Genomic DNA, 13,766 nt, shown 5'->3' with positions numbered 1-13,766 from the left:
GCCGCCCTACAGCCTGCCCGCCGACATCATTGCCGAAATCGAGCGCCAGACCGACGTTCTGGCCCGCGCCCTGAAGGTGAAGGGCCTGATGAACGTGCAGTTCGCCGTGAAGGATGGCGACGTGTACCTGATCGAGGTCAACCCCCGCGCCAGCCGCACCGTGCCGTTCACCGCCAAGGCGACCGGTATTCCGGTGGCCAAGATCGCTGCGCGCGTGATGGCCGGCGAGAAGCTCGCCAGCTTTGATCTGTCCCCGCGCAACGTGGGCAACCATATCGCCGTGAAGGAAGCCGTGTTCCCGTTCGCGCGCTTCCCCGGTGTTGATCCGGTGCTCGGCCCTGAAATGAAGTCTACCGGCGAAGTGATGGGCATCGATGCCGATTTCGCCACGGCTTTTGCCAAGAGCCAGCTGGCGGCGTCCACCGTGCTGCCGCAATCGGGCCGCGTGTTCATTTCCGTGAAGGACAGCGACAAGCCGCAGATCATCGAGGCCGCGCGCGATCTGGTGTCGCTGGGCTTCGAACTGGTCGCCACCTCGGGCACCGAACTGGTGCTGAAGGCCGCCGGCATTCCGGTGACGGCGGTGAACAAGGTGGCCGAAGGCCGGCCGCACATCGTCGACCGGATCAAGGATGGCGAGATCGCCCTGATCTTCAACACCACCGAAGGTTTGCAGTCGCTGAAGGACAGCCAGTCGATCCGTGCTTCGGCCCTGTATGGCCGCGTGCCTTATTATACCACGGCGCCGGCCAGCCGGGCCGCCGTGGCGGCAATTGCTGCAATGCGGCGACACCGGCTTGAAGTTCGGCCACTTCAATCCTATCATCACCAATCCTGATCGGCGGCAGAATATCCGCCTGCTGCCCCTGACGACGCCGAAACGCGCCGGCAGGGGCAAATCTTTGGAACGACTTGCAGGATAGTTGAACGACCATGGCGACAATGGAAAAGGTGCCGATGCTGCCGACGGGGCATGCTGCCCTGATCGTGCAGCTGCGCAACCTGAAAGAGGTTGAGCGGCCGGCGGTGGTGGAAGCCATTGAAGAAGCGCGTGCGCACGGCGATTTGTCGGAAAATGCCGAATATCATGCCGCCAAAGAGCGTCAGGGCCAGATCGAAGCCCAGGTGATCGAACTGGAAGACATGCTGGCCCGCGCCATCGTGATCGATCCCAAGACGCTGTCGGGCGACAAGGCGGTGTTTGGCGCCACGGTTCACCTCCTTGATGAAGACGACAAGCCGGTGACCTACCAGATCGTCGGCCAGCACGAAGCCGATGTGAAGGCCAGCCGCATCAGCTTTTCCTCGCCGCTGGGCAAGGCGCTGATCGGCCGCCGGATCGGTGACGAAGTGGAAGTCCACACGCCCTCTGGTGATAAATATTACGCCATTGAACGCGTTGAATTCATCTGATTTCCCGCCGCCGGGCGGGCCTGTGCTGGAGTCGGAACCGCCGCCGGCGAATGTGACGCGCCTGCTGGTGCTGGCCAATGCCATCGTGGCGATATTGATGGGCTTTGCCGGCAGCAATGCGCGCGACGCGTTGCTGTTCTGGGCCGGGCTGGTGCCGGCGCGGCTCACGCTGGCGCTGGATGGCCAATTGCCAGCCCTGGGCGCGGCCTCCACCCTGTTTGGCCACATGTTCCTGCACGGCGGCGCCGCGCATCTGCTGATGAACATGGTGATGCTGCTGGCCATTGGCCGGATCCTGGAACCGGAACTGGGCGCCCGCCGTTTCCTCGCCCTCTATCTTCTCTCCGGCCTTGCCGGCGGTCTTGCCGAATGGGCGTGGTCGCCGCTGAGCACGGTTCCTGCTGTTGGCGCCTCCGGCGCGATTTCCGGCTTGGTGGCCGCCCAAGCCATGCTGTTCGGCCGCAGCAAACGCAGCCCGCTGGTGCAGGCCTTGGGGCTGGGCGCGGCCTGGGTTGTGCTGCAGGTGCTGGCCGGTGCCGCCCTGGCCGGGCCTGACATGCGGATTGCGATCATGGCGCACATTGGCGGGTTTATTGCCGGGCTGACGTTGGCCCGGCCGCTGGCCCGGCCTTAATCCACCGGCACGCCCGGCCGCGACAGCGCGGTGCGGATGACGAAGCTGGTCTTCACGCTTTCCACGTTCGGCGCCGGGGTGAGTTCGCTGGTCAGGAACTTCTGAAATTCCTGCAGATCATGGGCGACGACCTTCAGGATGAAGTCGATCTCGCCGTTCAGCATGTGGCATTCGCGGATCTGGGGCAGGGCGGCGACATGGTCTTCAAAGGCACGCAGATCGGCTTCGGCCTGACTCTTCAGGCTGACCATGGCGAAGACGGTGATGCCATAGCCCAGCGCCACCGAATCCAGATCGGCGTGATAGCCCTTGATGACGCCATTTTCCTCCAGCGCGCGCACGCGGCGCAGGCAAGGCGGGGCGGTGAGGCCGGCACGGGTGGCGAGATCGACATTGGTGACGCGGCCTTCGGCCTGCAGATGGCGCAGGATCACACGATCGATATCGTCGATCGGCAGCCGTGAACGATGCACCATTGGGCAACTCCCCATCCCAAAAACCCTGTTCTTGATAACATTGTTTCAATAGCACGCAAGATGCAGATTGGCGCAGGGCCAGTTTCGGCAAGCCTTGCTGCATCGCTGCCTGCGGGCTGGAAATGATGGCAGATTCGCTTAAGTCAGGCCGCACGCATCATCGCGCCGTCGCGCGTTCAGGAGATTCGCCTTCATGTCTCGTCACGCCAAGGTTCTGATCATCGGCTCCGGTCCGGCTGGCTATACCGCTGCCGTCTATGCCGCGCGCGCCATGCTGGACCCGGTGCTGATTCAGGGCCTGCAGCCCGGCGGCCAGCTGACCATCACCACCGAAGTGGAGAACTGGCCGGGCGAAACCATGGTGATGGGTCCCGATCTGATGGTGAAGATGGAAGCCCAGGCCCGCCATGTCGGCACCGAGATCATCACCGATATCGTGACGAAGGTTGATCTTTCGCAGCGTCCGTTCGTGCTGGAGACGGACAGCGGCCAAGGCTGGACGGCGGACACGATCGTGATCGCCACCGGTGCCCAGGCGCGCTGGCTGGGCCTGCCGAGCGAGACGAAATTCCGCGGTTTTGGCGTGTCGGCCTGTGCGACCTGCGACGGCTTTTTCTTCCGTGGCAAGCAGGTTGCCGTTGTCGGCGGCGGCAACACCGCGGTGGAAGAAGCGATGTTCCTCACCAAGTTCGCGTCCAAGGTGCACCTGATCCACCGGCGCGGCGAATTGCGCGCCGACAAGACCAATCAGGCCCGCCTGCTCGAGAATCCCAAGGTGGAAATGCACTGGCACGCCGAAGTGACCGAGGTGCATGGCACCGATATGCCGTTGAAGGTGGAAGGCCTGACCCTGGCCGACACAAACGATGGCAGCACGCGGCATCTGCCGGTGGATGGCCTGTTCATCGCCATCGGCCATGTGCCGGCGACCAGCCTGTTCGCGGGCCAGCTGAACATGGACGAGGAGGGCTATATCCTCACCGCGCCTGACAGCACGGCAACCAGCGTGGCCGGCGTGTTTGCGGCCGGCGACGTGAAGGACAAGCTTTACCGCCAGGCCGTGACGGCCGCCGGCATGGGCTGCATGGCGGCGCTGGAAGCGGAGCGTTTCCTGGCGCACGGATAAGGGGAGGAGGGGCGCATGCAATCCGGCATCAATCTTGATTGGGAAAAGCTGCGCCTGTTCGACACCGTGGCCGAAGCCGGCAGCTTCACCGAAGCTGCGCGCCGCCTGCACATGAGCCAGCCGGCCTTGTCCCGCCAGATTGCCGCGCTGGAAGACAGCCTGGGCGCAAAGCTGTTCCACCGCCACGCCCGCGGGCTGGCGATGACACACGAAGGCGAACAGCTGCGCGCCGCCACTGCCGACATGCACGAACGTATCGACAAGGCGGCGCAGGCCATTGATGTCAGCCGTGATCGGCCGACCGGCGCCATCAGGCTGACTACCACGGTTTCCTTCGGTTCCACCTGGCTGGCGCGGCAGTTGGGTGATTTCCTCGATCTCTATCCCGATATCAGCGTCCATCTGATGCTGACCGATGCCGATCTGGATCTGGCCAAGCGGGAGGCCGATGTGGCGATCCGCTTTCACCGCCCGTTCCAGAATGAACTGATGCAGCGCCCGCTGGCCGGTATCCGCCATCATCTGGTGGCCAGCCCGGACTATCTGGCCCGCCATGGTGAGCCGAAAAGCATCGCCGATCTCGATCACCACCGGCTGATTTCCTATGGCGATGCCGCGCCGGAATTTCTGAAGGGCATCAACTGGATCCTTGAACTGGGCCACGAAGGCAGCCCGCGGGCGGCAGCGCTGACCATCAACAACAGCCACGGTGTGTTGCAGGCGGTGGAAGCCGGCGCTGGCATCGCGGCGCTGCCATCCTATCTGATCCGCTTTTCCGGCAAGGTTCAGGTGGTGCTGCCGCAGGTGGAAGGCCCGGTGTTCCGCACTTTCTTCACCTATCCATCCGAACTGCGACGCTCGCTGCGCATTGCCGTGCTGCGCGATTTTCTCGTCGAACGCATGACCAGCGCCGCTCTGGACATGTGAGGCAGGTTGCCGCAGGCATGGGTGCGCACCCGGGGTAATAGCGAAATAACAATATGTTGGCTCGATTCAGCCACTCCAAGATATGCACTGAATGCATGGCTGCAGCGCGATATATTGCACTGCAACAACGGCCGATGACTCCGTAGATAGATCGGGTCGCCGCGATAGCGGTAACGCCGGGCCCGCTGCTCTCCCCCCTGCAGCCCGCCCGGCTTGATCGGTCTGCCTCTCCTCCCCCCTTGAGGCAACCGTTCAGCCCGGCCGCGCCACTCCTCCCCCCCAAGGCGCGAGGTTCCGGGCCAGATCGAAGGGCCGGATGCAGCATCTGCATCCGGCCCTTTTTCTTGCCCGTGCTGCTGCGCCGCCTTGTGCATGCTGCCCGGCCTTCCCAAGTGCATCTGCATCGGCTAACCGCTGTGGGCCCGGTTCGGGCCTGTAGCTCAACGGTTAGAGCAGGCCGCTCATAACGGCTTGGTTGGGGGTTCGAGTCCCTCCGGGCCTACCAACGGTTTGAAGGAAGCGGCGTCTGGACGTGTCGGTACAACAAGCGGGAACAGGCCCGGCAACGGCAGAGGATCAGCGACCCCGCGCCAATTGGAAAAGCTGGGCCGGTGCCGCGCTGGGACTGGTCGTGCTGGCGCTGGCGGCCTGGGGCCTGAAGAAGATTTCCGGGCAGGTGACGCTGGCCGACGTGATGGCGGAAATTGAAGCCACGCCCGCTCATCTGATCGCTTTTGCCGCGGTTTCCACCGTCCTCTCCTATGTCGTGCTGGTCGGCTATGACTGGTTCGCCACCCGCCACCTGGGATATACGAGGATTGGCTGGCCCACGCTGGCAGCGGCCAGTTTTTCCAGCTTCACCATGAGCCACACGCTGGGGGTGACCATCCTCACCGGCGGTACCGTGCGCTATCGCATCTACACCCGCGCCGGCGTGAAGCCGGCCGATATAGCCATGATCATCCTGCTGTGTGGCTGGACCTTCTGGCTCGGCATCATCTTTGTCGCCGGTATCGGCCTGATCGTGTCGCCGGGCCTGGCCGAACCCATCCGCGAATGGGTGCCACAAGGCCTCGAAGAATGGACTGGTGCGCTGCTGTTGGGCGGCGTGCTGGCCTACACGCTGCTGGCCACCGTGTGGCGACGCAGCTTCAAGCTGCTGCGCTATCGCTTCACCATTCCTGATGGCAAGCAGACCCTGCAGCAGATCGCCATCGGCACGCTCGATCTGGCGCTGGCGGGCGGCGCGCTCTACATCCTGCTGCTGCCAGTGGTGGGCGTACCCGATTTGCTCACCTTCCTCGTTATCTACGCCGTCGCCATGGTCACCGGCGCGCTGGCCCATGCCCCGGGCGGGCTGGGCGTTTTCGAACTCGTGATCGTTGGCCTGATGCCGGATGCAGACAAGGCCGGCGTGCTGGCGGCCGTCGCGCTGTTTCGCATCCTTTACACGTTCGTGCCGTTCCTGCTTGGCGCAGGGCTGCTGGCGATGATGGAAGCCCGGGCTTTCCGTGCTGCGCGCGCTACTGCTGCTGATCTGCCAGACGGCGCGCCAGCTTTGCCCGCCAATAAGCACTGAGACCGGGCAGGGCGGCCAGTTCCGCCAGCTCCTCATGACGCCCGGCCTTCCCGGCCGCAATCGGTGTGAAGCGGCTGATCGGCCATGCCGGATTGGGCCGTTCGATCACATCATGACCGTTTCCGGCTGTGATGGTGCCGGCTTCCAGCACGCGGAAATACCAGCCGCAGCGGCCCGAGCGCACCATCGCCTTGACCACGCGCGTGGTGCCCATTGCGGCGGCAAAGGTGGAGCAGGGCTCGCGAATCTGGGCGATCTGCAGCGTGGCGGTGCCGCAGCGGATCACATCGCCCAGGCACAGGCTGGTTTCATCGAAACCGTCGACCACCAGATTCTCGCCCATGGCGCCGGGCTCGAAACGGCCCGCGAGGTCGGGGAATTCGGCGCGCCATGCGGCATAGCCTGAAAGCGGATAGGCATAGATCGCCTTTTCCGGCCCGCCGTGAACGCGCGTGTTGCCCACCTGATCGCCGTCCAACCCCAGTTCGTGCACCGTTACCGGCCCAGAGACGGGCTGACGGCGATAGGCAGAGAGCATGCGGTGGCCCGGCAGTGGCTGCGGCCGGCCGATGCGCAGCTGCGCGATAATGCCACTTGCGATCATGGGCCTTTTCTTTGACACTGCAATTCTTGTTCAACAAGCGAAAGGAGGTGATCCAGTGTCTCATTGCTTCATTTACGGCGCGAAGGCGCTGGTGGCCCCGGTCACGGTCGGGGTTCGCTGACACCAGACACCGCCCTTCGTGGACGGATGACAATGTTTTGGGGTCGTCGGGAAACCGGCGGCCCCTTTTCATTGCGCCAGCAGCACCACCGCTTTCTGCACGGTGAACCAGCCGCCCCAAGCCAGTGGGATGAGCACGGCGCTCCATGCAGCAATGCGCAGGCCCCAAGCCGCTGTCGGGGCCGCAGCGGTGGTTGAGGGCAGGGCCTGAGGCAAATCTTCATCATCCACCCACATATCAGCCGCCACCGGCTTCACCAGCAGCGCCGCGATTAGCCCCAGCGCCAGCAGGCAAGCGAGCGCCAGGAAGATCGGGCCATACACTGCTTCACGCGCCACGCCGTCGGCCAGGCGCGCATCGCGCACATAGGCGACCAATAGCGGTCCCAGCACGCCTGCAGTGGACCAGGCGGTGAGCAGGCGGCCGTGGATGGCGCCCACCTGCTTGGTGCCGAACAAATCGGCCAGCCACGCCGGCACTGCCGCGAAACCGCCACCATACATCGAAGCGATCAGGGCAAAGGCCGCCACGAACAGGGGCAAAGCCGCTGCGGCCGGGCCGGGCAGGGCGAGGCCATAGCAGGCCGCGCCCAACGCCAGGATGGCGGCATACATGGCCTTTCGCCCAATCCGATCTGACAGGCTGGCCCAGAAAAAGCGGCCGGCGATGTTGAACAGGCTGATCAGGCCAACAAAACCTGCACCGGCAGCGGCCGCAGCGGCTTTCTGATCCTCATTGAAATCGGCAAAGCGCACTGGTTGGCCGAACAGGCCGCCGCCGAAAACCTCCTGCACCATTGGCGAAGCGAGCCCGATGATCCCGATGCTGGCCGAAACATTGAGCAGCAGCACGCACCACACCAGCCAGAACTGCGGGGTGCGACTGGCAATGCCGAGCGGCACGAAGCGGCCACCGGCGACCACTTCGGCCTTACCCGGTGGGGCCCACCCCGGCGCGGGCAGGCGGAAGCCCAGCGCGCCCGCCGTCATGAACAGCGCATAGATGCCGGCCAGCACCAGCATTGCCTGCCACACGCCGGCTTCACCAGGGCTGGCGAAGACCGTCATCAACCGGTCTGCCGCCGGGCTGCCGACCATCGCGCCGCCGCCAAAGCCCATGATTGCCATGCCGGTGGCCAGGCCGCGGCGATCAGGGAACCATTTGATCAGGGTGGAAACCGGCGTGATGTAACCGATGCCAAGGCCGATGCCGCCCAGCACGCCCGCACCCAACCAGAACAGCCAGAGCTGGTGCGCCAACACGCCGAGCGCGCCCAGCGCGATGCCACCGCACCAACAGGCGGCCGAGACCAGCCCGGCCCTGCGCGGACCAACCCGTTCCACCCAGCTGCCGAACAGCGCCGCCGACAGGCCGAGCACGACGAAGAACAGCGTGTAGACCCAGACGAGATCGCTCACCCGCCAGTCGCAGCTGGTGGAAGACAGCGCAGCGTTGAGGCTGGTGCAGGCCGGGGCGCCGAGTGCGTGGCTGAGCGGCAGCCAGAATACCGAAAACCCATAGGCCATGCCGATGCACAGATGGATGGCCAGCGCGCAGGGCGGCACCAGCCAGCGATCAAAGCCCGGCGGTGCCGTGATGCGGCCGCGTGACAGAAAGTCCCCCATTTCCGCTCCGCTGCCCGGTGGCCGCGGCGCGGTCAACAGGTTGGTTGACGCAGGCGGGTCAGCGGCCCTTCCATTCCGGCTTGCGCTTCTGGGCAAAGGCCAGCGGCCCTTCGCGCAGGTCTTCACTGCGGAACAGGGCGCCAACTGCGGGATATTTGCCTTGGCCTTCGTAAGCGGCGCGCAGGGACGGTTCTTCCAGCCCCTTCAGCACCGCTTGCTTCGATGCACGCAGAGACAGCGGCGACAGTTCGCACATGGCCGCCGCCAGCGCCTTGGCGCGCGTGAGCAAATCGGGGGCGGACACGACTTCGGTGACGAAGCCCAACTCTTTGCCTTCGGCCGCCGAAACGGTGCGGGCGGTGAGGATCATCGCCATCGCGCGCGATACGCCGATGGCGCGGGGTAGCCGGTGCAGGCCGCCGGCCAGTGCGGCGAGGCCAACCTTGGGTTCGGGCAGGGCGAAGGTCGCGTTGTCAGATGCCAGGATGATGTCAGCCGCCAGCGCCACTTCGAAACCGCCGCCCATGGCGACACCGTTCACGGCGGCGATCACCGGCTTGTCGAGGTCCCAGCGGCTGGTCAGCCCGCCAAAGCCGGAGGGCGGCACGGTGATGGCATTGCCTTCGGCCTGCCAGCGCAGATCGTTGCCGGCGGAAAACGCCCGCTCGCCGGCGCCGGTGATGATCGCCACCCAAAGGTCGGGATCGGCGGCGAAATCGTTGAACACCGCATCAAGTTCGGCGTTGGCGGGCGGGTGCAGCGCGTTCATCCGTTCCGGCCGATTGATCGTCACCACCAGGATGCGGCCGTCGCGATCCACGCTGATATGTTCGTAAGCCATGATGTGTCCTCCTTGGCCATGGTTGTGACACGGCGGACGGAGGGCGGCGGCCTGATGAAAGGGTGGGGGGCGTTACCAGCCCAATTGCTTGCGGGCCTCTGCCGCGTCGCGGGGCGGGCTGAGATCGATCATCAGCCGGGTGATGTGATGGCCATGGGCAACGTCGTTCCGGAAGAAGCACCAATCGACAATCGTTTCGGGATTGATGGTCACCTTCTCGCCGGCGCTGAAATCGCGGTTGCGCGGCGGGTTGGCCAGATGGCCATGGAGACTGCCATCGCCATCGCGGGTGACGCCCATGGCCCAGATCAGTTCACGATCGGGCAGGCCGCGGCCGTGGTTGAGATCGAACTTCAGGCCAAAATCGCTGTCGCCCGGTGCTGCTGCGGCCAGCGCGGCCCAGAATTCCGGCAACGTGTCGCAGGCCCTTTGCTTGGCGATCTCCATGCGCGGATCGTCGAGATCGAAGACCATGCCGGCCGGTGATACAAAACGCCGCCACATCAGCCAGACGACGGCCGCAATGGCGATGGCGATGAGAACGGCTTTCATGGGAGGAGGATGACCCATCTTGCCGCAAACGAAAAGGGCCCGACCGTTTGCCTGGCCGGGCCCTTCGTGACGAGACTGCTCGGCTCTTTCACCACTCGGCGCCGGCCGGGGCCAATGCCCCCATCTGCCCCAGCCGGCGCGCGCAGCCTAAGCCCTTTCCGGTTGACCCGATCCGGACCGGCGCGCAGCGGTGAAAGACGCCTGGATCCTCTCCGTGCGAGATGAGCCATGCTGCCTATCTGTCCTTGTGGGCCCCTCGCGGTACCCACTCGTTGGCATGTGATATGCCGATTCTTTGACGCTGTCAGGGCGCAGAATGCGTGGGTTGGCAACGATTTCGCCGAGTGTGGCTTCGTTGCAACAGCAGGTTAATGTTAAGCAATTCATTGCCAGCCTGTCCTGCCCGCTTGCCCTGTCAGGCAGCCATGCTAAGGCCCCGTTCACATCACCGATCCTACCAATTGCTGCAAAGAGACAAACCTGTGCGCCTGTCCCGTTATTTCATGCCCGTTCTCAAGGAAACGCCCGGCGAAGCCCAGGTGATTTCCCATCAACTGATGTTGCGCGCCGCCATGGTGCGGCAGACGTCTTCGGGCATCTATGCCTGGCTGCCGCTGGGCAAGCGCGTGCTGGCCAATATCGAGCGCATCGTGCGCGAAGAACAGGACCGGGCGGGCGCCATCGAAGTGCTGATGCCCACCATCCAGTCGGCCGATTTGTGGAAGCAATCGGGGCGCTACGATGCCTATGGCCCGGAAATGCTGCGCATCACCGATCGCCATGATCGTGAAATGCTGTTCAGCCCCACCGCCGAAGAGCTGTTCACCGCCATCTTCCAGAACGGCGCCAAGAGCTATCGCGACCTGCCGCGAAACATCTACCAGATCCAGTGGAAGTTCCGCGATGAAGTGCGGCCGCGTTTCGGCGTGCTGCGTGGGCGCGAGTTCCTGATGAAGGATGCCTACAGCTTCGATCTGGATTTCGATGCCGCCCGGCACAGCTACAACCGGATGTTCATCGCCTATATGCGCACCTTTGCGCGCATGGGGCTGAATGCCATCCCGATGCAGGCCGATACCGGCCCGATCGGCGGTGACCTTTCCCACGAGTTCATCGTGCTGGCGCCGACAGGTGAAAGCGACGTTTTCTATGACGAGAATTGGCTCAAGGCCCGCGATACCAGCGCCATCAATGCCGATGATCGGGCGGGGCTGTCGGGCTTCATCGATGGCCTGAACGCCGATTATGCCGCCACTGATGAGAAGCGCGATCTCGCCGCCGAAGCCGCCTGCGGCGCCGCGCTCAAGCAGTCGAAGGGCATCGAAGTGGGGCAGGTGTTCTATTTCGGCGACAAGTATACCGCCCCGATGGGCGTTTCGGTGCAGGGCCCGGATGGCCAGCCGGTGACGCCGTTGATGGGCAGCTATGGCATTGGTGTGTCTCGCCTGGTCGGTGCCATTATCGAGGCCTGCCATGACGACGCCGGCATCGTGTGGCCGGATGCGGTGGCGCCGTTCAAGGTGGCGCTGATCAACCTGCGGGTGGATGATGCCGCCTGCCAATCGGCCTGCGACAAGCTCTATGCCGATTTCACCGCCGCCGGTGTGGACGTGCTGTACGACGACCGTGACGAACGCGGCGGCGCCAAGTTTGCCACCGCTGATCTGATTGGCCTGCCCTGGCAGGTGATCGTTGGGCCCAAGGGCCTGGCCAATGGCATTGTGGAATTGAAGCGCCGCGCCACCGGCGAACGGGTCGAGGTGCCGATCGACGCCGTGGTGAGCCGCATTTGATCACCTCATACGAACGCATGGTCGCCCGGCGTTACCTGATGCCGGGGCAGGGGGAAGGGTTCATCTTCCTCGTCGCCGGCATCAGCCTGGTGGCCGTGGCGTTGGGCGTTGCCGCGCTGATCGCGGTGATGAGCGTGATGAACGGCTTTCGCGCCGAATTGTTCGATCGCATTCTGGGCCTGAATGGCCATGCCGTCGTGCAGGGCTATGGTGGCCGGCTGGAAAACTGGCCGCAGGTGATGGCCGATACCAAGGCGCTGCCGGGGGTCATCCAGGCGCTGCCGCTGATCGAGCAGCCGTTGATGGGCAGTGTTGGCGGCCGGGTCGAAGGCGTGATCGTGCGCGGAATGCGGCTGGGCGACATTCGCGCCAATCCGGAAATCGCCGGCAACATCCGCGGCGGGACTCTCGATGCACTGGCGCCGGGCGCCAACACGGTGGCCATCGGTGCCCGCCTGGCCGAACAACTGGGCGTGCGGGTGGGTGAGCAGATTTCGCTGATCAACCCCGCCGGCCAGTCCACGCCGTTCGGCACGGTGCCGCGCATCGTTTCCTACACGGTGGTCGCGGTGTTTGAAGTGGGCGTTTATGATTACGACAAGGCGTTCGTGGTGATGCCGCTGGAGGACGCGCAGACGCTGCTGCGCCTCGACGACGCGGTGGGCATGATCGAGGTCGTCACCGACAATCCCGACAAAGCCAAGGCCATCCTCGAACCCCTGCGCCAGAAACTCGCCGGCATTGCCGTGGTGAACGATTGGCAGGCCAGCAACTCGGCGCTGTTTTCGGCACTGGTGGTGGAACAGACGGTGATGTTCTGGGTGCTGTCCATCATCATCATCGTGGCGGTGTTCAACATCCTTTCTTCGCTGATCATGCTGGTGCGCGCCAAGACGCGGGATATCGCCATCCTGCGCACCATGGGCGCCAGCCGCGGTGCGATGATGCGCATCTTCATGACAGTGGGCACGCTGATCGGCGCAGCCGGGGTGGCGGCGGGGCTGGTGCTGGGTTTCACGCTGCTCACCTTCCGCCAGGGCATCGTTGATGGCGTGTCGCGGCTGACCGGCACCGATATCTGGGATCCGTCTGTACGCTATCTCACGCTGCTGCCGGCCAAGACCGATCCGATGGAGGTGCTCGGCATCGTCATCCTCGCCGTGCTTCTGAGCTTCCTCGCCACGCTCTATCCGGCGTGGAAAGCGGCCTCCACCGATCCGGTAACGGTGCTGCGCTATGAGTGAGCCGGTGCTCAAGGTGACGGGCCTGGCCCGCAGTTTCGAACAGGGCGGCGCCCGCATCGATGTGCTGGCTGGCGTTGATTTGAACGTTGCCCCTGGCGAGATCGTCGCGTTGCTGGGGCCGTCTGGTTCCGGCAAATCAACGCTGCTGCAGGCCGTCGGTCTGCTGGAGGGCGGCTTCACAGGCGATATAAGGATTTGCGGCGAATCCGTTGGTAGTCTTGATGATCTGGGCCGCACCCGGGTGCGGCGGCAGCGGCTGGGCTTCGTCTATCAGTTCCACCACCTGCTGCCCGATTTCACCGCGCGCGAGAATGTGATGCTGGCCCAGATGGTGGCTGGCGTGCCCGAAGCCGCCGCCGCCATGCGCGCCAGTGTACTGCTCACATCGCTTGGCCTTGGCGCGCGGCTCACCCACAAGCCGGCGCAATTGTCGGGCGGGGAGCAGCAGCGGGTGGCCGTGGCACGGGCTTTGGCCAACCGCCCGGCGCTGGTGCTGGCCGATGAGCCGACGGGCAATCTGGACGAAGCGACGGCACAGCTGGTGCTGGCGGCGTTTCTCGATCTGGTGCGCTCTTCGGGCGCGGCGGCGCTGGTGGCCACGCACAATCTGGCACTGGCGCAGAAAATGGACCGCGTGGTCAGGCTTTCTGGCGGGCGGTTGGTAACAGCCTAGCATTACAGTTGCACCTTTGATTTGATATGATCGCGTTGTGCAACGGCTTGATGGGCTCTTCGCCAACAGGACCAGGCGATGATGTGGGCTGGCAGGATGCTGCGCTGGGCGAGTTTGTTGGCAATGCGGCGCACTTCCTGGATCGACCAACGGATCAG

The 13,766-nt window shown here is 64.4% G+C and carries 14 protein-coding genes and 1 tRNA gene; 10 read left to right on the top strand and 5 right to left on the bottom strand.

Going from position 1 to position 13,766, the window contains the following annotated elements:
* From RT662_RS05795 to RT662_RS05785, 3 genes are all read left to right on the top strand, one after another.
* Window positions 1-838: ATP-grasp domain-containing protein (locus RT662_RS05795; RefSeq protein WP_313669759.1), on the top strand; the 838-nt coding region annotated here is incomplete at its 5' end.
* Between the two features lie 95 nt (window positions 839-933).
* A complete protein-coding gene (gene greA, locus RT662_RS05790) occupies window positions 934-1,413 on the top strand; it encodes a transcription elongation factor GreA (RefSeq protein ID WP_313669758.1) in 480 nt (159 codons plus the stop codon).
* Entirely contained in the window at window positions 1,400-2,047 is a 648-nt protein-coding gene (locus RT662_RS05785; RefSeq protein ID WP_313669757.1) for a rhomboid family intramembrane serine protease, read from the top strand. Before greA ends, RT662_RS05785 begins: the two co-directional genes overlap by 14 nt.
* Here the strand turns inward: RT662_RS05785 and RT662_RS05780 are convergent.
* Window positions 2,044-2,523 (bottom strand): Lrp/AsnC family transcriptional regulator, encoded by a 480-nt coding sequence (locus RT662_RS05780; protein ID WP_313669756.1) that lies wholly within the window; start codon window positions 2,521-2,523, stop codon window positions 2,044-2,046. The genes RT662_RS05785 and RT662_RS05780 overlap by 4 nt on opposite strands.
* A gap of 193 nt (window positions 2,524-2,716) precedes the next feature.
* On the opposite strand from RT662_RS05780, the gene trxB reads away from it, so the two are divergent.
* From trxB to RT662_RS05760, 4 genes are all read left to right on the top strand, one after another.
* Window positions 2,717-3,649, top strand: coding sequence for a thioredoxin-disulfide reductase (trxB, locus tag RT662_RS05775; protein ID WP_313669755.1), 933 nt, complete (start codon window positions 2,717-2,719; stop codon window positions 3,647-3,649).
* A gap of 15 nt (window positions 3,650-3,664) precedes the next feature.
* Entirely contained in the window at window positions 3,665-4,576 is a 912-nt protein-coding gene (locus tag RT662_RS05770; protein WP_313669754.1) for a LysR family transcriptional regulator, read from the top strand.
* A 429-nt stretch (window positions 4,577-5,005) separates the two neighbouring features.
* A tRNA-Ile gene (locus RT662_RS05765) sits at window positions 5,006-5,081 on the top strand.
* A gap of 27 nt (window positions 5,082-5,108) precedes the next feature.
* Window positions 5,109-6,155 carry a hypothetical protein gene (locus tag RT662_RS05760; protein ID WP_313669753.1) on the top strand — a complete coding sequence of 349 codons (1,047 nt, stop codon included), beginning with the start codon at window positions 5,109-5,111 and terminating at the stop codon, window positions 6,153-6,155.
* Here the strand turns inward: RT662_RS05760 and RT662_RS05755 are convergent.
* From RT662_RS05755 to RT662_RS05740, 4 genes are all read right to left on the bottom strand, one after another.
* Window positions 6,100-6,759, bottom strand: a complete 660-nt coding sequence (locus RT662_RS05755) for an MOSC domain-containing protein (protein WP_313669752.1) — start codon at window positions 6,757-6,759, stop codon at window positions 6,100-6,102. The genes RT662_RS05760 and RT662_RS05755 overlap by 56 nt on opposite strands.
* 189 nt (window positions 6,760-6,948) lie before the next feature.
* Window positions 6,949-8,505 carry an OFA family MFS transporter gene (locus RT662_RS05750; protein WP_313669751.1) on the bottom strand — a complete coding sequence of 519 codons (1,557 nt, stop codon included), beginning with the start codon at window positions 8,503-8,505 and terminating at the stop codon, window positions 6,949-6,951.
* Between the two features lie 58 nt (window positions 8,506-8,563).
* Window positions 8,564-9,346 carry an enoyl-CoA hydratase-related protein gene (locus RT662_RS05745; RefSeq protein ID WP_313669750.1) on the bottom strand — a complete coding sequence of 261 codons (783 nt, stop codon included), beginning with the start codon at window positions 9,344-9,346 and terminating at the stop codon, window positions 8,564-8,566.
* A 72-nt stretch (window positions 9,347-9,418) separates the two neighbouring features.
* A complete protein-coding gene (locus RT662_RS05740) occupies window positions 9,419-9,898 on the bottom strand; it encodes a DUF2314 domain-containing protein (protein WP_313669749.1) in 480 nt (159 codons plus the stop codon).
* Between the two features lie 482 nt (window positions 9,899-10,380).
* On the opposite strand from RT662_RS05740, the gene proS reads away from it, so the two are divergent.
* From proS to RT662_RS05725, 3 genes are read left to right on the top strand one after another with little or no spacing between them, the layout of a single operon-like run.
* The gene (gene proS, locus RT662_RS05735; protein WP_313669748.1) at window positions 10,381-11,691 is read left to right on the top strand and encodes a proline--tRNA ligase; all 1,311 of its coding nucleotides are present in this window, start codon (window positions 10,381-10,383) and stop codon (window positions 11,689-11,691) included.
* 17 nt (window positions 11,692-11,708) lie between these two features.
* Complete coding sequence (locus tag RT662_RS05730; protein WP_313669760.1) at window positions 11,709-12,935, top strand: lipoprotein-releasing ABC transporter permease subunit; 1,227 nt, start codon at window positions 11,709-11,711, stop codon at window positions 12,933-12,935.
* The gene (locus RT662_RS05725; protein WP_313669747.1) at window positions 12,928-13,608 is read left to right on the top strand and encodes an ABC transporter ATP-binding protein; all 681 of its coding nucleotides are present in this window, start codon (window positions 12,928-12,930) and stop codon (window positions 13,606-13,608) included. Before RT662_RS05730 ends, RT662_RS05725 begins: the two co-directional genes overlap by 8 nt.
* The last annotated feature ends 158 nt before the right edge of the window (window positions 13,609-13,766 follow it).

It is taken from the genome of Sandarakinorhabdus sp., from assembly GCF_032115815.1.
Taxonomy (GTDB): Bacteria; Pseudomonadota; Alphaproteobacteria; order Sphingomonadales; family Sphingomonadaceae; genus Sandarakinorhabdus.
The sequence above is the reverse complement of the archived record's forward strand: the minus strand, read 5'-3'. Positions and strand labels throughout refer to the sequence as shown.